This window comes from Ensifer sp. EB106-03-01-XG145 (assembly GCF_058792075.1).
Genome location: NZ_JBYTEC010000001.1, coordinates 87962 through 103853, shown reverse-complemented (window position 1 = coordinate 103853; position 15892 = coordinate 87962). Strand labels below are relative to the sequence as shown.

Sequence of the window (15892 nt, the reverse complement as noted above, 5' to 3'; positions counted from 1 at the left end):
CTCGATCCGGCAGAAGATCAGCGCTCGCCTATCTCCTGCAGAAAAGTCTCCAGGACGCTGCGGCTCTGCGCCAGCTTTTCCGTCTTCTCTTCGACAAGCCGGATCTGCTCGTGCAGGGTGACGCGCAGTTCGTCGCAGGGCTCAAAGATCGGACCTTCTCCGCGAACGCACGGCAGGAACTGCAGGATCGTCGGAAGGGTCATGCCGCCGGCGCCCAGGAGCTTGATGCGCTCGACGGTTCTCACCTCCGCCAGATCATAGTCGCGATAGCCGCTTTCGGTGCGTCCAGGCTTCAACAGCCCTTCGGCTTCATAGTAGCGCAGCATCCGAATGCTGACGCCGGTGCGTTTCGACAGCTCGCCTATTTTCATTCCGGTCCCTTCGCCTCGCCCTTGACTCTGACAGCGCTGTCAGACCTTAGACCTATTGGCTCCTTCATGTGAACACACCCAGGAGCAAGACCATGCCGAACGAAACAAGCCTCTATCCCGCAGCGCTCAACGGCCGCCCGGCCAGCGCTGCCGATCTGATCCCCTTGGCTTTTGCCGGCTTCGCCCACTTCACCGCAATTCAGGTCAGGGACTGCAAGATCAGAGGTCTGGACCTGCATCTGAAGCGCCTCAGCAACGCCTCTCTCGCCTTCTTCGGCCGCGCGCTGCGCGACGAAGAATTGCGCGCCCACATCAGACAGGCAATCGACGCCGGTCCGGCGGACCAGTCGCTGGCGGTCACGATCTTTTCGCCGGACGGCGAGTTTACCGCCGACAGCATGCAGGGAGACCTCGCCGTTCTCGTGCGCAACGGCCCACCCTCCAATGGCCCGAAGGGTCCGTTGCGGCTCGCCGTCATCGAGCACGAACGGCCACATGCCACGATCAAGCACGTCGGCGAATCCGGCAAGACCTATTACCTGCATCAGGCGATCAGGGCGGGTTTCGACGACGCCGCCTTCATCGATCGGCAGGGGCACCTCAGCGAAGCCAGCATCTGGAACCTCGTCTTTTGGGACGGCGAAGCGGTCATCTGGCCCAGGGCCGAGATGCTGACCGGCACGATGATGGGCACGGTCCAGCGACAACTCGAACGCCTGGCCGTGCCGCAGCGCCGGGAGGAAATCACCCTTAGCCGGCTCAAGGATCTCTCCGGTGCGGCCGTCATGAATTCATGGACGCCAGGCATTGCCGTCAGCGCCATCGGTTCGACGGCAATCCCGGAAGCAAAGGCGTTTCTGGATCTGCTGCACCGTGCGCATGCCGCAGAGCCGGCCGAGTCAGTTTAGGGCAGTTGAGTTTGGCCGAGGCGGACACACCATGCTGCCGCGGCCTGCCTCAGCGCTTGCGAGCAACGATATAGGGACGGTTGTCGTTGCCTTTGGTCGCGTGGTTTTCGATGTCCAGAATGTCGAAGCCGGCAGCCGTTATCTCCTGGCTCAGCTCGATCAAGCCGAAGGTTCCTGCATAGGGTGCCTTTCCGAACGCGCGCATCGCCGGCAACAGCGCCAAACGGATCAGGGGGCTCATCTCCCCGACGCAGGGCGTCTTGGAGATGAACAGCCCGCTCGATGCGAGCAGGGCATGGATGCTGCCGAGCGTGCCCGAAAGGTCGCGCACCAGATGCAGATAGTTGAAGGCCAGGACCGCATCGTATTGCACGCGCTCGGCGGTCAGCGCTTCGGCCGTTGCGGCGCGGAAGACGAGGTTCGGCACCAGGTCGACGGCGTATCTCTCGCTCGCAATTGCGATCATCTCGCTGGAAAAATCGGTCGCAAGATAGTCCCGGACATCGCCTGCGAGCCGAAACGCCGTTGTCCCCGTGCCGCAACCGAGTTCCAGCACGCCGTCATCGGGCAGAAGCAGAGAGCGGGTACGGTCGAGCGTGCGCTCATATCCGGCCGGGTCCGCGATCGCCCCCTTGGCGTATCGCTGCGACGTCCGGTCCCAGAAACGCGCGTCACTCGCCGTCTTCATGCTGCCTGCTCCCCAGAGCGCGACCAGATCTCCTCGCACGGTCGAGGCCGGAGCCACGCCGGTCAAGGGATTCCGGCTACCGCGCAATCGTCAACAAATGGCGGAGATCGGACGGTCAATCAGCGAAGGCCCCTTCGCGCTAGGCCAGACGAACCCAATCGACGGTTTCAAGCACATAGGGCGCGAAGAGAAAGTCGCGGATCGCAGCGATCTCGTCCTCGCGCCAATCGAGAAGAACGAAATGCGCAGGCATCTCCATGGGCCCGGCGCTGTCGAAAACCAGCATGACCGGACGCCCCTCGATCGCACCGAGCGCGAACCGCCACCTCGTCTCCTCGGCATAGCGGGTGAAGTAGCGGCCAATGCCCTCACGGCCCTCCAGCCTCAGCCTGTTGACGAGCTCGAGCTTGACGTCTTCGGCCAGCATGGCGCGGATCGCATCGAAATCGCCCCCCTGAAACAGGCGCACATAGGTCGCCATCTTCTGCCGGTTGGCATCGGACATCAGCGGCAGCCGCATATCGTCCGGGCGATCCGCCAGTTGCCGGAGCGACGCGCGTCCGCGCTGGAGCGCCGACTTGGCAGCCGCCGGCGTGCAGTCGGCAATATCCGCGATTTCTTCGACCGAATGTCCGAGCACATCCTTGAGAATCACGGCGCAGCGCTGAAGTTCAGGCAGCTGCAGGAAGGTGTGAAAGCCGACCGCAACGATGTCCGCTTCGGGCAGCGGTGCGTCCTCCAGATCATCGCGCAGCGGAACGACCCTGTGCCGGGACCGCCGGCGCAGGAAATCGAGGCTGGTATTGTGGGCGATGCGAAGCAACCAGCCCTCGAGATTGTCCACGACCACACCGTCCGCCCGCGCCTGCAGGGCCTTGATCAAGGTATCCTGCAGCACGTCCTCGCCGTCCACGGCCGAGCCGGTCATGCGCGCGCAATAGCGATGCAGCCGCGGCCTGAACTCGCGCAGGCGATCCTCGAAATCTTCCACGTTCATGTATCGAGCTCCATGGGCGCATTTCCAGGCGTCAGCCCATCGGCGACGACGGCACGATAACGCGGGTCCAAAGAAATGTCCGCCGCCTTCCGGCCACTGTCGGCGGGCGTCGGCGGCGGATCGACATCACCTGTTATCGCTGAACACGGCCTCGCCCAGGATCGACTCAAGGCTTGCCAATTCCAGGATCTGCGGGAAGTAGGCCTTCATCCGGGGATCGGCCCGCATCGCCTCAATGGCCGCCGGCGTCTCCCATTCCGAATAGATGATGACGCTGGCGCCGTCCTTGGCGGCGATCAGCCGGCTTGTGTGCCAACCGCCGAGCGTGCTGATCACGGTTTCGATGTTGCGCTTCAGGAGCGCAATCAATTGCGCCTGCTTGCCGGGTTCGACCTTCAGCAGATTGACGAGTGTGACAGGTTCGGTGGTCATCAGCGTGTCTCCTTTGCTACGGACACAGCAAAGACGAACCGGAGAGGCGAAACGGATCGCGCCGAAGAAGATTTTTTGCGGGTTGGCGCCAAGCGGGTTGGCAACGTCTTGGCATGGATCGCTGTGGCAAGGGAGGAGAATGGCGGACAGAGAGGGATTCGAACCCTCGATACGCTTTCACGTATACACGCGTTCCAGGCGTGCGCCTTCAACCACTCGGCCACCTGTCCATCCGTCAGCAGCCGATGGTCAATCCGGCTGGATGGGAAGGGCGGGGCCCTTCGGTGTCGACCGGTGTAAACCGGCGGACGCGCGTCTATATACCGATGATTTGCTTGGGATCAACTGCTTTCTGACAGATTGTTGACATCTTGTGAAACGAGTGGCCCGTCGTCCCCATTGTGCATACCAGGCGCCACGCTTATCTCTTGCGCCGGGACGAGCGTCATGCTCTCGGCAGCGTCGACATGCCAGCTCAGCTCTGCTGCGATCACCGCATAATTTCGCCACCGGGCCTTGTCCGAGACCCCTGCGATCGAAGAAGATGCCGCCGGGGCGTTGCGCTTGACCATGACATGACGCGACCAGTGACATGAAGGGAAAATTGGACCAATGCGGTTTCTATTGAGGCTGGCGAGCGCCGTCGTGTTGTTTGCCGCCGTGCTTGCCGGTGCCGTCGACGCGATCCAGTCGGTCGCCGCATCGGAACTGGTGATGACCTCGCTTGGCGACGACCTGGAGGCGCTGGGCGCCGACACGGCAAGCTGGATCCAGTTTGCGCAGCGTTCCGATACGGCGCAGACGATCTGGCATTCGGTGCTGCATTGGCTGCTGATGCAGCCGGCCTTCGCCGTGCTGGCGCTGCTCGCGCTCGTTCTATGGATGGTCGGCTACAAGAAGCGGCCGGCGGCGGGCCGCTTCGCCGCCTGATTTTTAGCGGAGCCCGTCTCCGCAGCGACGAGGAGTATGCTGATGTTCCTGATCGACATGTTCAACAAGAAGACGATCATGCCCGATGCGCAGACGGCGCTGCCGGGTCGCGACGAGGCGATCCCGACGGCCGAGACGCATTTCGTTTCCGGACGGCCGCTGAAAGGCCCCTACCCCGACGGCGCGAAGCAGATCCTGCTTGGCATGGGCTGCTTCTGGGGCGCCGAACGCCTGCTCTGGAAGATCCCCGGTATCTACGTGACGGCTGTCGGTTACGCTGGCGGGCTGACACGGAACCCGACCTATCAGGAGACGACCACCGGGCTCACAGGCCATGCCGAGGTGGTGCTGGTCGTCTATGATCCAGAGAAGGTTCCGCTTGCGACCCTGCTCAAGACTTTCTTCGAGGAGCACGACCCGACCCAGGGCATGCGCCAGGGCAACGATATCGGCACCACCTACCGCTCGGCAATCTACACCTATGACGACGAGCAGCTGGCGGAGGCCAAGGCCGCGCGCACCACTTTCCAGGCGGCGCTGAAGTATTCCAACCATGGCGGCACGATCACCACCGAGATCGGCAAGGCCGGCCCATTCTACTTCGCCGAGGACTACCACCAGCAATATCTGGCGAAGAACCCGAACGGCTATTGCGGCCTGCGCGGCACCGGGGTGAGTTGTCCGATCGGGTACTAGAGCGCCGTGCGTTCGACTGAACGCACAAAGGACGCCCTAGCACTTTGATTCTAGAGCATCTTTCCGCCTCCGGTGGTTCCACTCGAGAGCGGGATGTTCCAGGCAGGCCGATGTGCTTGGCCTCAATCGACCCGAACCATCGACGTGATCGTTTCGTGTAAACAAGCGCGGGATGCGGGCGGAGAACCGCACACACTATTCCTCATCCCGCTCCGACACCGGGGGCCGCTTTGGGCCTCTCGAAAGCAAGCGCGATACCCACAACCCAGAGGTCGCGCCGGATGGGCGCGCACACTTGCCGGCGATCTCAAAAGCGCAACAGAACCGGTGCCTTACGGGTACCGGCTTCTGTGGCTTGTATTTTTACCATCTGAAAAATTTTGAGTGTTTTTTTGCCGTGACCGTGCAAGGATGCGCCACCCTAGCCCCAAGGAGAAGGGGGTGGGTTCCGCAGACAGGTTCCGTCGGGGAGCCGGCGGGAGGACCCAATAAGATCAATAGCGACAACAGGGCTGCACGATGAAAAAAACCATTCTCGGTCTCTTTGCCTTTTCGATGATGTCCGCGACGGCACTGGCCGCCGACATCAAGCCAGCGATCATCTACGATCTCGGCGGCAAGTTCGACAAATCCTTCAACGAGGCTGCCTTTAACGGCGCCGAAAAGTTCAAGACGGAATCGGGCGTCGAATACCGCGAGTTCGAAATCGCCAACGATGCCCAGCGCGAACAGGCGCTGCGCCGCTTTGCGAGCGACGGCAACAGCCCGATCGTCATGGCCGGCTTCAACTGGGCGGCTTCGCTCGAGAAGATCGCGCCGGAATACCCTGATATCAAGTTTGCGATCATCGACATGGTCGTCGAGAAGCCGAACGTCAAATCGGTCGTCTTCAAGGAACAGGAAGGCTCCTACCTCGTCGGCGTTCTCGCCGGCCTCGCTTCGAAGTCGAAGACCGTCAGCTTCATCGGCGGCATGGACGTTCCGCTGATCCACAAGTTCGCCTGTGGCTACGTTGGCGGCGCCAAGTCGACCGGCGCTGACGTCAAGGTTCTGGAAGCCTACACCGGAACGACGCCGGACGCCTGGAACGACCCGGTCAAGGGCGGCGAAATCGCCAAGTCGCAGATCGACCAAGGCTCGGACGTCGTCTACCACGCAGCCGGCGGCACCGGCGTCGGCGTTCTGCAGGCAGCAGCAGATGCGGGCAAGCTCGGTATCGGCGTCGATTCCAACCAGAACGGCCTGCAGCCGGGTAAGGTGCTGACCTCGATGCTGAAGCGCGTCGACGTTGCCGTCTATGAAGCCTTCACGGCGGCCAAGAACGACAAGTTCGAGTTCGGCATTTCCAACCTCGGCCTCAAGGAAGATGGCGTCGGCTATGCGCTCGACGACAACAACAAGGCACTGATCACGCCTGAGATGCTCGACGCAGTGGAAAAGGTGAAAGCCGAAATCATTGCCGGCAAGGTCGAAGTTCACGACTACATGAGCGACGAGTCCTGCCCCTACTAAGAGCAGCACTTATGTAAATAGAGAGGCCGCCGGTTCGTTGGACCGGCGGCCCTTTAATTCCCGTTTGCCGTGGCGCTCGATCAGTAGTGCGGCGGCCGGGTGATCGCCGGCGCATCGAGCGATTGCTCCTCGAGCGACAGGAAACGCTCGGTCAGCCGGTCGAGCTTGGCGCGCGTCTGTTCCACCACCTTCCATTGCTCGGCAAGCTGATCGGAAAGTTCCTCGATGGTCTTGGCCTGGTGGGCCACCGTTTCCTCGAGGTGGGTGATCCGTTCGTCCGTCTTGTTCATGTCCGCCAACTCCGTCCTGCCACGCGCCGGCGCGCCCGCGCAGCACAATGGGATCTTGCCGGCAGATTGGCCATAGCCGGCATCATGTCAAGCAAGAGCCTCTCAGGCCTTCGCCGCCGCACCGCCCGAGAGCGAAAATCCGGGATCCTTTGCCGAAAGCCGCTTGTGCAGATGCACCATCAGTCCGGCAGCAAAGAGCGGCGTCAAAAGGTTGACGAACGGCACCGCCAGAAAGGCCGCGAGCAGAAGGCCGGCGAGAAAAACGGTGGAACGGTGCTTCTCGCGGAAGAGCCGCGCCTCCGCCGGTGCACGATAGCGCATTGCCGCGAACTCGAAGAATTCGCGGCCGAGCAGATAGCCGTTGACCAGAAAGAAGGCGACGAGATTGACGCCCGGAACGAGCAGCAGGAAGAGCGCCAGCAGGTTGCCGAGGATGACAACGCCGAGAAACTTCAGCGATCCGGCGATCGCCTCGCCAAGCGGCAGCGGCCGGCCCTGCGGCTCGCTCGGATAGTCCCGCTTCTCGATCACCTCGGCAACATCGTCGAGGAAGAAGCCAGCGATCAGCGCGGTGACGGGGGCCAGAAGCAAAGCCAAGGCGAGCGCCAGCCCGAGGCTCGCGAAGATGCCGACGACGAAGGTCAGCCAACCGGCCCAGACGGGCGTGCCCGGCATCAGCGTATCGATCCACGGCAGCGCCAGCCAGATAAACACTTCGCGCACCGCAAACCAGAGCGCGACGAGCGCCAGGATCGTCAGGCCCAGCACCTTCCAGAAAACCGATCGGGTCTCGGGCGCAAGGAGATTGGCAAGCGAAAGTCGCGCCGCGTCCAAGATCATCATCGCTCTCCAGTATGGCCCAAGGTTCGATGATGCATGTAGGCAGGGGCACCACCAGCGACAAGACACACGCGGCGGAAGCCAGTCTTTATGCAAGATTCACGCGCCTCGCATAAGGGAAGCATGGAAAACGCCAAGGGCGGCGATATTGTAGACGTAGCGGACAGCAGCCGCAGGCAAGAACAGCATTCCGCGGAGGATGACATGACAGAACAAAAGACACTCGCCAGCCTTTCCGTGCTGGTGCAGAGCGGCAAGCTGGACCCCGTGGACCTCGCCAAGCAAACCTATGCGGCGATCGACGCACACGGCGACTATGCCATCTTCGTCGAACTGACGCCTGAGCGCGCGACGCGGGATGCCGAGGCCGCCTCGAAACGCCTCAGGGCGGGACGCTCGCTCGGCCTGCTCGACGGCCTGCCGGTCGCGTGGAAGGACCTCTTCGATGTGGCCGGCAGCGTCACGACCGCCGGCTCGAAGGTGCTGCAAACGCACGCCCCGGCGAGGAGCGACGCTCCGGTCGTTGCCGCCGTTGCCGCAGCCGGCATGGTCAGCGTCGGCCGCACCAATATGAGCGAGTTCGCCTTTTCGGGCCTTGGCATCAACCCGCATTACGGCACGCCGAGGAACCCCGCGGCCACCGACGTTGAGCGCATTCCCGGCGGCTCGTCGTCAGGCTCGGCGGTCGCGGTCGCGGCCGGGCTGGTGCCAGCAGCCATCGGCACCGATACCGGCGGGTCCGTGCGCATTCCCGCGGCGATGACCGGCATCGTCGGCTACAAGGCAACACGCGGCCGCTACGCGATGAAGGGCGTCTTTCCGCTGGCTGAAAGCCTGGATTCGCTTGGCCCCCTTTGCCACACGGTGCAGGACGCAGTCTGGGTGGACGCTGCCATGCACGGGCTGACGGCCCCGACCGTGCGCCGCGCCGATCTTTCCGGCGTCGCGCTGGTGATCCCGGAAACGGTGGTCTTCGACGATGCGGAGACGGAAGTCGTCGAGGCGTTCGAGGATGCCATCAGGCGGCTCGAAAAAGCTGGCGTTGCCGTCAGCCGCCGCGCCTTCCCGACCTTCTCGGCGGTCTTCGGGCTGATGGCCCGCCACGGCGCCCTGGTGACGGCCGAGGCCTATGCGCTTCATCGCGAGCGGCTGGCCGGGCACGAGGCCAATGAGATGGATCCCCGTGTCGTTGCCCGCACCAGGCTCGGCGAGAAGATCACCATGCCCGACTACATTGCCCTGCTCGACGCGCGCGACCAACTGATCCATGAGACGGTCGACAGCCTGAAGCCGAACGAGCTCATCGCCCACCCGACGCTGCCGCATGTGGCGCCGCCGATCGCGCCCCTGATCGAGGACGACGAGCTGTTCTTCAAGACCAACGCCAAGACACTGCGCAACACGTCGATCGGCAACTTCCTGGATTTCTGCGGCATCTCCATTCCGTGCGGTACTGGGGCGGCCGAGATGCCCGTTGGTTTCCAGCTTGCCGCGCCGCATCACCAGGACGATCGGCTGCTCTCCGTCGCGCTCTCGGCCGAAGCAATTATTCGGGGCGAAGCATGATCGTCTGCTTCGACATCGGCGGCTCGGCGATCAAGGGCGCGATCGTGCATTCGCGCGACCGGATCTTTCCGCTACCGCGACGGACGACGCCGCTCAGCAACTTCCGCCAGTTCGTTGAGGTGCTCGAATCGGTCCTGGACGAAGCGGGCGGACACCCGGATTGCGTGGCGATCTCGATCACCGGCGTCATCGATCCTGAGACGCGGCGGATCAAATGCGCCAACATCCCCTGTATCGACGGGCGCGAACTGGTCGCCGAACTCGAGGCGGCGCTGCACCTGCCGGTGAAGATCGCCAATGACGCCGATTGTTTTGCACTGGCCGAGGCCGGCGCGGGTGCGGGACGCGGCCATCGCATTGTCTTCGGCGCCATTCTCGGCACCGGGGTCGGCGGCGGCCTGGTGATCGACGGCCGGCTGATCAATGCCGATGGCGGCTTTGCCGGCGAATGGGGACACGGCCCGGCGATCGCGGCCGAGGCCGGCAACCCGCCGATCGCCATTCCCGCCTATGACTGCGGCTGCGGCCAGAAGCGCTGCGTCGATACCGTTGGCGGCGCCCGCGGGTTGGAGCGGCTGCACCAGACCGCCCATGGCAAGACGCTTTCAAGCCATGAGATCATCGAGGCCTGGAAGGCTGGGGATGCAGAGGCAAAGCGCACGGTCGATCTGCTCGTCGATCTCGTGAGTTCGCCTTTGGCACTCGTCATCAACATCACCGGCGCGACGATCGTGCCTGTCGGCGGCGGACTCTCCAATTCCGAGGAACTGCTCGCCGAAATCGACAGGACAGTGCGTAGCCGGATTCTCCGGCAGTTCGACCGGCCGCTGGTGGTGCGTGGTGAATGCCGGGTCGAGCCCGGATTGATCGGCGCGGCGCTGCTTGGCCTCGGCGAGGAGAAGATATGAGCGACATCAAACTGGAAGTCTGCGTCGACGATGCCGACGGGCTTTACGCGGCGATCGAGGGCGGCGCAGACCGGATCGAGCTCTGCGCCGCCCTGTCCGTCGGTGGCCTGACGCCCAATCCCGGACTGATGGCGCTGGCCGGTCCGCCGCCGGTGCCCGTTTACGCCATGATCCGCCCTCGCCCGGGCGATTTCGTCTTCTCCGCCGCGGACCTCGATGTCATGCGTCGCGATATCGACGCGGCGCGGGCGGCAGGTCTCGCCGGCGTGGTGCTCGGCGCCTCCCTTGCCGACGGTCGCCTCGATAAGTCGATGCTGATCAAGCTCACAGGCCATGCGGCCGGACTTAGGATGACGCTGCACCGCGCCTTCGATCTGGTTCCGGATTTCGCCGAGGCGATGGAGGTGGCGGTCGAGCTCGGCTTCGAACGCATCCTGACCTCGGGCGGTGCCATGAGCGCACCGCAGGCGATCGATCGGTTGGCCGAAATCGTCGATCTCGCCAAGGGCCGGCTGTCGATCATGCCGGGGTCCGGCGTCACCCTCGATACGGTCGATGCCCTTCTCGACCGGGTGACCGTCAGCGAAGTGCACTCCTCCTGCTCCGTTCGTGAGCCGGCTCAGGATCCGCGATTGGTCGAAATGGGCTTCGTTTCGGCCGACCGGCGCCGCACCGATGCGGAAACGGTCCGGGCGATGAAGGCGAGACTTTCAGCGCGCTGAGACAACGTTGCCCGAAATGAAAAGCCCCGGACAACATTTGCGCTGTCCGGGGCTTTTGCTTGATGCGTTATGATCAGGCGGCGTAGACCTGCGTGCCGCCGATCCAGGTAGAGCCCATGCCAAGCTCCGGCGTCAGAAGCACGAAATCCGCATCGGCGCCGGGCTTCAGCCGTCCCTTGTGGGTGGCGAGACCCATAGCATCGGCCGGATAGGCGGAGGCCATCCGCAAGGCTTCTTCCACCGGCAGGCCGAGCTTGTCGTGCACGAAACGGACCGACGACAGCATGTCGATGTCGGCGCCGGCGAGCGTACCGTCGGCAAGCGTCAGGCGACCGCCCTCGCGCAGGATCTCGCGGCCGTTCAGCTGGAAGCTGGTCATGTCCGTGCCGATCGGCGACATCGCGTCGGTCACCAGGAAGATCTGGCCCGGGCCGACTTTTGCGCGCAGCGCCACGCCCATCGAGGCCGGCTCGACATGGTAGCCGTCGGCAATCAGGCCCGCATGCAGCGTGCCGGTGGCAAGTGCCGCACCGACCACGCCCGGCTCGCGATGGCCAAGGCCGCTCATGGCGTTGAAGAGATGGGTCACCGTCCTTGCGCCCGCCTTGGCATAGGCGACGGCGGTTTCGTAACCGACATCGGTGTGGCCGAGGCTGACGACGGCGCCGGCTTCGGCCAGCGCCCGCACCTGTTCCCGGGTGGCGTTTTCGGGCGCCACGGTCACCATCAGCACGCCGAGCGCCTTGGCGCAATCGAGCATTTCGGCGAGATCGGCATCGTCCATCGGACGGATCAGCTTCGGATCATGGGCGCCCTTGCGTGCGACCGAGAGATGCGGACCTTCGAGATGCAGCCCGAGGAAACCCGGCACGCCAGCGGCCTTGGCGTCGAGACCCGCCTTGATGGTGGCGCTTCTGATTTCGCGTGTGTCGGTGATCAGCGTCGGCAGCAGTGCGGTGGTGCCGAACTTGGCATGCGCCGAACAGATCTGCCGGATACCCTCGACGGACGGTTCTTCGTTCAGAAGCGCACCACCGCCGCCGTTGACCTGCAGGTCGATGAAGCCCGGCACCAGCAGCATGCCATGCGCATCGATTTTTTTGGCATCGGCGGGGACGTCCGCCACTGCCACGATCGCCTTGACGCGGCCGGCCTCGATCACGAGAGCACAGCCGTCATGCCATTCGACGCCGTCGAACAGGCGGGCGCCGGTGATTGCTTTCCTCTCGCTCATCTCGTCTCCGTTACCTTCTTGAGGCTCGCCGGTGCGTCGGGGTTGAGACCGCGCGAGCGCGACCAGGCTTCGACGAAGCCATAGAACGGCAGGATCAAGGTCAGCGCGTCGGTGATCGGGTGGCCCGTCTCGACGAACGGCAGGCGCTTGGCCTTGCCGGCAAGGCTCGATGTAACATGAACCACTGCGCCCTTTTCGGCCATACCGTCGGCAATGCCGGCGACCGAAGTTTCGGCTGCATCACGGGCCGCAAGCGTCAGCACCGGGAACTTGGCGCCGACGAGCGCCACCGGCCCGTGCAGAACTTCGGCCGCGGAATAGGCTTCCGCATGCATGCCGGAGGTTTCCTTGAACTTCAGCGCCGCCTCGCTGGCGATCGCAAGCGCCGGGCCACGGCCGAGCACATAGAGCGATTCCGCCTCGCCGAGATCGTCGGCAAAGGCCTGCCAGTCGAGCTTGACCGCCTTGGCAAACTGGTTCGGCAGATCGGCGACTGCCCGCTTAAGCGCTGCGTCACCGGTCCATTCGCCGAGCACGGCAAGGCCGGCGACGATCGAATTGACGTAGGACTTGGTGGCCGCAACGGCGATTTCCGGACCGGCGAGAATGTCGAGAGGGTTGGTGCAGGCCTCGGAGATCGGCGAGGGCAGCGTGTTGGTGAGCGCAATCGAGACGGCACCGGCATCGGTCGCGGCCTGGGCCATGGCGACGATATCCGGGCTCTTGCCCGACTGCGAAATCGCGATCGCCGCAGCACCGCCGAGCTTCAGCTTGGCGCCGTAGATCGAGGCGAGCGACGGGCCGAGCGAGGCGACCGGTCGACCGGCCTGCAGCTCGATCGCATATTTGAGGAAAAGCGCGGCATGGTCGGAGGAGCCGCGGGCGATCGTGACCAGGAAGGCCGGATCCTTGGCGCGGAGAGCCGCGCCGGCGGCCTTGAGCTGATCGGCCGAGCGTTCCAGCAGGCGCTGGGCGGCTTCGGAGATCTCGTCGATTTCTCGGCGCATATTGGTCTGCATGGTCAATTCCTTTCTGCGGGCGGTCGCTTTAGGATTCCGACAGCGTCAGTTCCGCGACAAAGTCATAGGCATCGCCCCGGTAGAGCGAGCGGGTGAATTCGACGACGCGTCCGGATGCGAGATAGGAGACGCGTTCGATGGAAAGGCCGGCCGAGCCGACGGCAACGCCGAGCATCGAGGCATCCGGGTCCTTGATGTTGCAGGCGGAGATGCGCTGGACGGCGCGCACCGGACGCGAGCGCGTCTTGTCCAGCGCGGAATAGAGCGACGAGGTAACGGTCTGCGGGTCCGGCAGGAACTCCGCGGAGATGCTGGCGCGCTCGATCGCAAGCGGCATGTCGTCGGCGATTCGCAGGCGCCCGAGACGGGCAACCAGCGCGTCAGCGGGAAGGCCAAGCGCCATCATCTCATCCGGCGAAGGATGAAACAGGCCGCGTTCCAGCCAGCGCGCATGGGTGTTCAACCCGCGGCGCGCCATGTCTTCGGTGAACGACGTCAACCGCGACAGAGACTGCTGCACCTTGGAGACCGGCTTGACGACGAAGGTGCCGGAACCGTGGCGGCGAACCAGCAGCCCATCGCGCACGAGATCGTCTACCGCCTTGCGCACGGTCACGCGGCTGATGTTGGCATAGTCGGCAAGATCGCGCTCTGGCGGCAGGGCGTCGCCATGGTTGAGCTTGCCCGACTGGATTGCGTCTTCGAGCGATTGCCGAAGCTTGAGATAGAGCGGCCCCGATCCTCCGGACTGCAGGCCCTCAAGCGGCAGAATGGAAGCGAGCTGGTGCGTCATGCACTCGCCCTCGCCTGTGGGCCAAACCGTTGCGCGGCCAGAGCGACCGACCCGGTCAGTGCGTCCGCCTCGGCTTCGACGAGCAACGCCTGATGGCGCTCGGCAAGCCAGGGGCGATAGAGCGGCGCCAATCCGCCAAGCAGACACAGCCTCTCACAGCCTCGTGCAACGACGACATCGAGCGCCTCATCCACCGTAAGGGCGGCGGCCTTCAGGATCCGCACAGCGACTGGATCGCCTGCGGCAGCCCCCTCGAAGACCCGCGGCGCATAACGGCCGAACTCGCCGGGCTTCGCAAGACGGGCGAAATCGACGACATCGCGCGCGTCGTTGTTGAATTCGGCCAGAACGCTGTCCGTGACCGCGGAAGCTGCATGAATACTGTCGAAGGCAAGCAGGCTTTCCTGCAGAAGCGCATGGCCGATGCGGGCTCCGCTGCCATGGTCGCCGATGGTGAAACCCCAGCCGCCGACATAACTGACCGTATCTCCCTGGCGCAAAATATAGATGGTGCCCGTACCGAGGATGGCGACCGCGCCATCCTGGTTGCCGAGCGCACCCTGCAGCGCGATCAAACCGTCGGATTCGATATCCGCGGCGGCGAAGGGCAGACGACGCTTTACGTAATGCACGGCATCGCCGACATTATGTCCGGCCACACCGACGATCGCCTTGGCGGCGGCAATGCCCTCAGGGTCGAGGCCCGCCTCTTCAAAGGCTGCGCGGGCGGCTCCGCCGATATTGGCGAGCGCGGTTTCCGGGTCTGTCAGGATATTGGCGGCGCCGGCCTTGCCACGCCCGAGAATGCGCCCATCTGCCGTTGCCACGGCAGCTCGGCAGCTCGTCCCGCCCCCGTCGATTCCTATCAGGTAATTTGTCATGAGTACCTCCGCCCATTGAGGATACCAAAAAAATACCAATAACCAAGTCTGAATCCGCCCACGCTTTCGATTTCGTTGCAATTCATTGAAATTCAAGGACTAATTTAGACGATTGGTTTTTTCAGGCGCCAAAAGTTAAATTCTGCTGGACAATTGGTATTTTTTTGGCATTAATTTCAACCGAGAGGAGACATGACCCATGCCGTCAGCAAAGACCGAAGAGCGTCACGACAACGCCAAGGGCCTGGATCTTATGCATCCGGCGCTGGCGCTGCGACTGCTCGCCGCCGGCCAGCAGGCAGCGGCCAAGGCCGTCGATGCGGCGATCGAGTCGATCTCCGCCGCCGCCTCGATTGCCGCCGAAGCGCTCAGCTCCGGGCGGCGTCTTGCCTATGCGGGCGCCGGCAGCTCCGGTCTCATGGCGATGGCCGATGCGCTCGAGCTGCCCGGCACCTATGGTATTGCGCAGGATCAGATCGTCATCCTGCTTGCCGGCGGCGCTGCCAGCCTCAGCGACCTCGCGGGCGGTTATGAGGACGATATGGACCTCGCCCGAGAGGACGTGCGCAAGGCGGGCATCGGCGCGGGCGACTGTCTCGTTTCCGTTTCCGCAAGCGGCTCCACCCCTTACGCGCTTGCCGCCGCCGACGAGGCCCGCAAACGCGGCGCCAAGGTAATCGCCGTCGCCAACAATCCGGGTGCGGCGCTCTTCAAGGACGCGGACGTCTCGATCCTCTTGCAGACGCCGCCGGAAGTGGTCTCCGGCTCGACCCGCATGGGCGCCGGCACCGCACAGAAGATCGCCTTCAACATGTTCTCGACACTGGTCGGCATCCATCTCGGCCACGTGCTCGACGGCCACATGGTCAACCTGCGCGCCGACAATATCAAGCTGCACGGCCGCGCGATCCGCATCGTCACAGACATCACCGGCATCAGCGCCACTGAGGCCGGCCGGCTGATCAACGAGGCTTCCGGCTCGGTCAAGCTCGCGATCCTTCTCGCCTCGGGCGCGAAGGACGTTGCAGCCGCGGACGCCGCTCTGAAAGAGGCCAAGCAGAATCTGCGCCGGGCGATCGATATCGTCTCGGCCTGAATCAATTCT

General features: G+C 63.9%; 19 protein-coding genes and 1 tRNA gene. 8 read left to right on the top strand and 12 right to left on the bottom strand.

Annotation, left to right across the window (positions count from 1 at the left end; all coding sequences use genetic code 11):
• Positions 1 to 17 precede the first annotated feature (17 nt).
• Positions 18 to 371: a MerR family transcriptional regulator gene (locus AC3WWH_RS00500; protein ID WP_057247792.1), complete on the bottom strand. Its 354-nt coding sequence runs from the start codon at positions 369 to 371 to the stop codon at positions 18 to 20.
• 92 nt (positions 372 to 463) lie between these two features.
• On the opposite strand from AC3WWH_RS00500, the gene AC3WWH_RS00495 reads away from it, so the two are divergent.
• Positions 464 to 1279, top strand: a complete 816-nt coding sequence (locus AC3WWH_RS00495; RefSeq protein ID WP_058324503.1) for an aminotransferase class IV family protein — start codon at positions 464 to 466, stop codon at positions 1277 to 1279.
• A gap of 49 nt (positions 1280 to 1328) precedes the next feature.
• On the opposite strand, the gene AC3WWH_RS00490 is transcribed toward AC3WWH_RS00495, so the two are convergent.
• From AC3WWH_RS00490 to AC3WWH_RS00470, 5 genes are all read right to left on the bottom strand, one after another.
• Positions 1329 to 1967 carry a class I SAM-dependent methyltransferase gene (locus AC3WWH_RS00490; RefSeq protein WP_058324502.1) on the bottom strand — a complete coding sequence of 213 codons (639 nt, stop codon included), beginning with the start codon at positions 1965 to 1967 and terminating at the stop codon, positions 1329 to 1331.
• Positions 1968 to 2106: 139 nt separating this feature from the next.
• Positions 2107 to 2964 carry a sigma-70 family RNA polymerase sigma factor gene (locus AC3WWH_RS00485; RefSeq protein ID WP_058324501.1) on the bottom strand — a complete coding sequence of 286 codons (858 nt, stop codon included), beginning with the start codon at positions 2962 to 2964 and terminating at the stop codon, positions 2107 to 2109.
• A gap of 126 nt (positions 2965 to 3090) precedes the next feature.
• Positions 3091 to 3396 (bottom strand): putative quinol monooxygenase, encoded by a 306-nt coding sequence (locus tag AC3WWH_RS00480; RefSeq protein WP_057247789.1) that lies wholly within the window; start codon positions 3394 to 3396, stop codon positions 3091 to 3093.
• 140 nt (positions 3397 to 3536) lie between these two features.
• A tRNA-Ser gene (locus AC3WWH_RS00475) sits at positions 3537 to 3626 on the bottom strand.
• A 111-nt stretch (positions 3627 to 3737) separates the two neighbouring features.
• Positions 3738 to 3968, bottom strand: coding sequence for a hypothetical protein (locus AC3WWH_RS00470; protein ID WP_156433216.1), 231 nt, complete (start codon positions 3966 to 3968; stop codon positions 3738 to 3740).
• Positions 3969 to 4008: 40 nt separating this feature from the next.
• On the opposite strand from AC3WWH_RS00470, the gene AC3WWH_RS00465 reads away from it, so the two are divergent.
• The 3 genes from AC3WWH_RS00465 (at position 4009) to AC3WWH_RS00455 (ending at position 6534) form a co-directional block, all read left to right on the top strand.
• Complete coding sequence (locus AC3WWH_RS00465; RefSeq protein ID WP_057247788.1) at positions 4009 to 4326, top strand: hypothetical protein; 318 nt, start codon at positions 4009 to 4011, stop codon at positions 4324 to 4326.
• 42 nt (positions 4327 to 4368) lie between these two features.
• Positions 4369 to 5022 carry a peptide-methionine (S)-S-oxide reductase MsrA gene (msrA, locus tag AC3WWH_RS00460; protein ID WP_113399020.1) on the top strand — a complete coding sequence of 218 codons (654 nt, stop codon included), beginning with the start codon at positions 4369 to 4371 and terminating at the stop codon, positions 5020 to 5022.
• A gap of 519 nt (positions 5023 to 5541) precedes the next feature.
• Complete coding sequence (locus tag AC3WWH_RS00455; RefSeq protein ID WP_057247787.1) at positions 5542 to 6534, top strand: BMP family lipoprotein; 993 nt, start codon at positions 5542 to 5544, stop codon at positions 6532 to 6534.
• An 80-nt stretch (positions 6535 to 6614) separates the two neighbouring features.
• Here AC3WWH_RS00455 and AC3WWH_RS00450 read toward each other — a convergent pair whose 3' ends face one another.
• Together AC3WWH_RS00450 and AC3WWH_RS00445 are read right to left on the bottom strand one after the other, a co-directional pair.
• Positions 6615 to 6824 carry a SlyX family protein gene (locus AC3WWH_RS00450; protein WP_057248228.1) on the bottom strand — a complete coding sequence of 70 codons (210 nt, stop codon included), beginning with the start codon at positions 6822 to 6824 and terminating at the stop codon, positions 6615 to 6617.
• A gap of 102 nt (positions 6825 to 6926) precedes the next feature.
• A complete protein-coding gene (locus tag AC3WWH_RS00445; RefSeq protein WP_058324625.1) occupies positions 6927 to 7664 on the bottom strand; it encodes a sulfate transporter family protein in 738 nt (245 codons plus the stop codon).
• A 204-nt stretch (positions 7665 to 7868) separates the two neighbouring features.
• On the opposite strand from AC3WWH_RS00445, the gene AC3WWH_RS00440 reads away from it, so the two are divergent.
• The 3 genes from AC3WWH_RS00440 to AC3WWH_RS00430 are packed head-to-tail and all read left to right on the top strand — an operon-like array spanning position 7869 to position 10860.
• Entirely contained in the window at positions 7869 to 9230 is a 1362-nt protein-coding gene (locus AC3WWH_RS00440) for an amidase (RefSeq protein ID WP_058324624.1), read from the top strand.
• Entirely contained in the window at positions 9227 to 10138 is a 912-nt protein-coding gene (locus tag AC3WWH_RS00435; protein WP_058324500.1) for an ROK family protein, read from the top strand. The genes AC3WWH_RS00440 and AC3WWH_RS00435 overlap by 4 nt, the downstream gene beginning before the upstream one ends.
• Positions 10135 to 10860: a copper homeostasis protein CutC gene (locus AC3WWH_RS00430; RefSeq protein WP_058324499.1), complete on the top strand. Its 726-nt coding sequence runs from the start codon at positions 10135 to 10137 to the stop codon at positions 10858 to 10860. Before AC3WWH_RS00435 ends, AC3WWH_RS00430 begins: the two co-directional genes overlap by 4 nt.
• 73 nt (positions 10861 to 10933) lie before the next feature.
• On the opposite strand, the gene nagA is transcribed toward AC3WWH_RS00430, so the two are convergent.
• From nagA to AC3WWH_RS00410, 4 genes are read right to left on the bottom strand one after another with little or no spacing between them, the layout of a single operon-like run.
• A complete protein-coding gene (nagA, locus tag AC3WWH_RS00425; RefSeq protein ID WP_058324498.1) occupies positions 10934 to 12094 on the bottom strand; it encodes an N-acetylglucosamine-6-phosphate deacetylase in 1161 nt (386 codons plus the stop codon).
• Positions 12091 to 13113, bottom strand: coding sequence for an SIS domain-containing protein (locus tag AC3WWH_RS00420; protein ID WP_058324623.1), 1023 nt, complete (start codon positions 13111 to 13113; stop codon positions 12091 to 12093). The genes nagA and AC3WWH_RS00420 overlap by 4 nt, the downstream gene beginning before the upstream one ends.
• A gap of 28 nt (positions 13114 to 13141) precedes the next feature.
• Positions 13142 to 13906 carry a GntR family transcriptional regulator gene (locus AC3WWH_RS00415; RefSeq protein WP_058324497.1) on the bottom strand — a complete coding sequence of 255 codons (765 nt, stop codon included), beginning with the start codon at positions 13904 to 13906 and terminating at the stop codon, positions 13142 to 13144.
• Positions 13903 to 14787: a glucosamine kinase nucleotide-binding domain-containing protein gene (locus AC3WWH_RS00410; protein ID WP_058324496.1), complete on the bottom strand. Its 885-nt coding sequence runs from the start codon at positions 14785 to 14787 to the stop codon at positions 13903 to 13905. The genes AC3WWH_RS00415 and AC3WWH_RS00410 overlap by 4 nt, the downstream gene beginning before the upstream one ends.
• 199 nt (positions 14788 to 14986) lie before the next feature.
• Between AC3WWH_RS00410 and AC3WWH_RS00405 the strand changes: the two genes are divergently transcribed.
• Complete coding sequence (locus AC3WWH_RS00405) at positions 14987 to 15883, top strand: N-acetylmuramic acid 6-phosphate etherase (RefSeq protein ID WP_058324495.1); 897 nt, start codon at positions 14987 to 14989, stop codon at positions 15881 to 15883.
• Positions 15884 to 15892: the final 9 nt, after the last annotated feature.

What these genes read in the sequence shown, in the direction of transcription:
- AC3WWH_RS00450 (WP_057248228.1), bottom strand. Translation starts at nt 6,824, where the DNA reads ATGAACAAGACGGACGAACGGATCACCCACCTCGAGGAAACGGTGGCC.
- AC3WWH_RS00495 (WP_058324503.1), top strand. Translation starts at nt 464, where the DNA reads ATGCCGAACGAAACAAGCCTCTATCCCGCAGCGCTCAACGGCCGCCCG.
- AC3WWH_RS00480 (WP_057247789.1), bottom strand. Translation starts at nt 3,396, where the DNA reads ATGACCACCGAACCTGTCACACTCGTCAATCTGCTGAAGGTCGAACCC.
- AC3WWH_RS00465 (WP_057247788.1), top strand. Translation starts at nt 4,009, where the DNA reads ATGCGGTTTCTATTGAGGCTGGCGAGCGCCGTCGTGTTGTTTGCCGCC.
- AC3WWH_RS00500 (WP_057247792.1), bottom strand. Translation starts at nt 371, where the DNA reads ATGAAAATAGGCGAGCTGTCGAAACGCACCGGCGTCAGCATTCGGATG.
- AC3WWH_RS00445 (WP_058324625.1), bottom strand. Translation starts at nt 7,664, where the DNA reads ATGATCTTGGACGCGGCGCGACTTTCGCTTGCCAATCTCCTTGCGCCC.
- AC3WWH_RS00440 (WP_058324624.1), top strand. Translation starts at nt 7,869, where the DNA reads ATGACAGAACAAAAGACACTCGCCAGCCTTTCCGTGCTGGTGCAGAGC.
- AC3WWH_RS00410 (WP_058324496.1), bottom strand. Translation starts at nt 14,787, where the DNA reads ATGACAAATTACCTGATAGGAATCGACGGGGGCGGGACGAGCTGCCGA.
- AC3WWH_RS00430 (WP_058324499.1), top strand. Translation starts at nt 10,135, where the DNA reads ATGAGCGACATCAAACTGGAAGTCTGCGTCGACGATGCCGACGGGCTT.
- nagA (WP_058324498.1), bottom strand. Translation starts at nt 12,094, where the DNA reads ATGAGCGAGAGGAAAGCAATCACCGGCGCCCGCCTGTTCGACGGCGTC.
- AC3WWH_RS00485 (WP_058324501.1), bottom strand. Translation starts at nt 2,964, where the DNA reads ATGAACGTGGAAGATTTCGAGGATCGCCTGCGCGAGTTCAGGCCGCGG.
- AC3WWH_RS00405 (WP_058324495.1), top strand. Translation starts at nt 14,987, where the DNA reads ATGCCGTCAGCAAAGACCGAAGAGCGTCACGACAACGCCAAGGGCCTG.
- AC3WWH_RS00415 (WP_058324497.1), bottom strand. Translation starts at nt 13,906, where the DNA reads ATGACGCACCAGCTCGCTTCCATTCTGCCGCTTGAGGGCCTGCAGTCC.
- msrA (WP_113399020.1), top strand. Translation starts at nt 4,369, where the DNA reads ATGTTCCTGATCGACATGTTCAACAAGAAGACGATCATGCCCGATGCG.
- AC3WWH_RS00435 (WP_058324500.1), top strand. Translation starts at nt 9,227, where the DNA reads ATGATCGTCTGCTTCGACATCGGCGGCTCGGCGATCAAGGGCGCGATC.
- AC3WWH_RS00420 (WP_058324623.1), bottom strand. Translation starts at nt 13,113, where the DNA reads ATGCAGACCAATATGCGCCGAGAAATCGACGAGATCTCCGAAGCCGCC.
- AC3WWH_RS00455 (WP_057247787.1), top strand. Translation starts at nt 5,542, where the DNA reads ATGAAAAAAACCATTCTCGGTCTCTTTGCCTTTTCGATGATGTCCGCG.
- AC3WWH_RS00470 (WP_156433216.1), bottom strand. Translation starts at nt 3,968, where the DNA reads ATGGTCAAGCGCAACGCCCCGGCGGCATCTTCTTCGATCGCAGGGGTC.
- AC3WWH_RS00490 (WP_058324502.1), bottom strand. Translation starts at nt 1,967, where the DNA reads ATGAAGACGGCGAGTGACGCGCGTTTCTGGGACCGGACGTCGCAGCGA.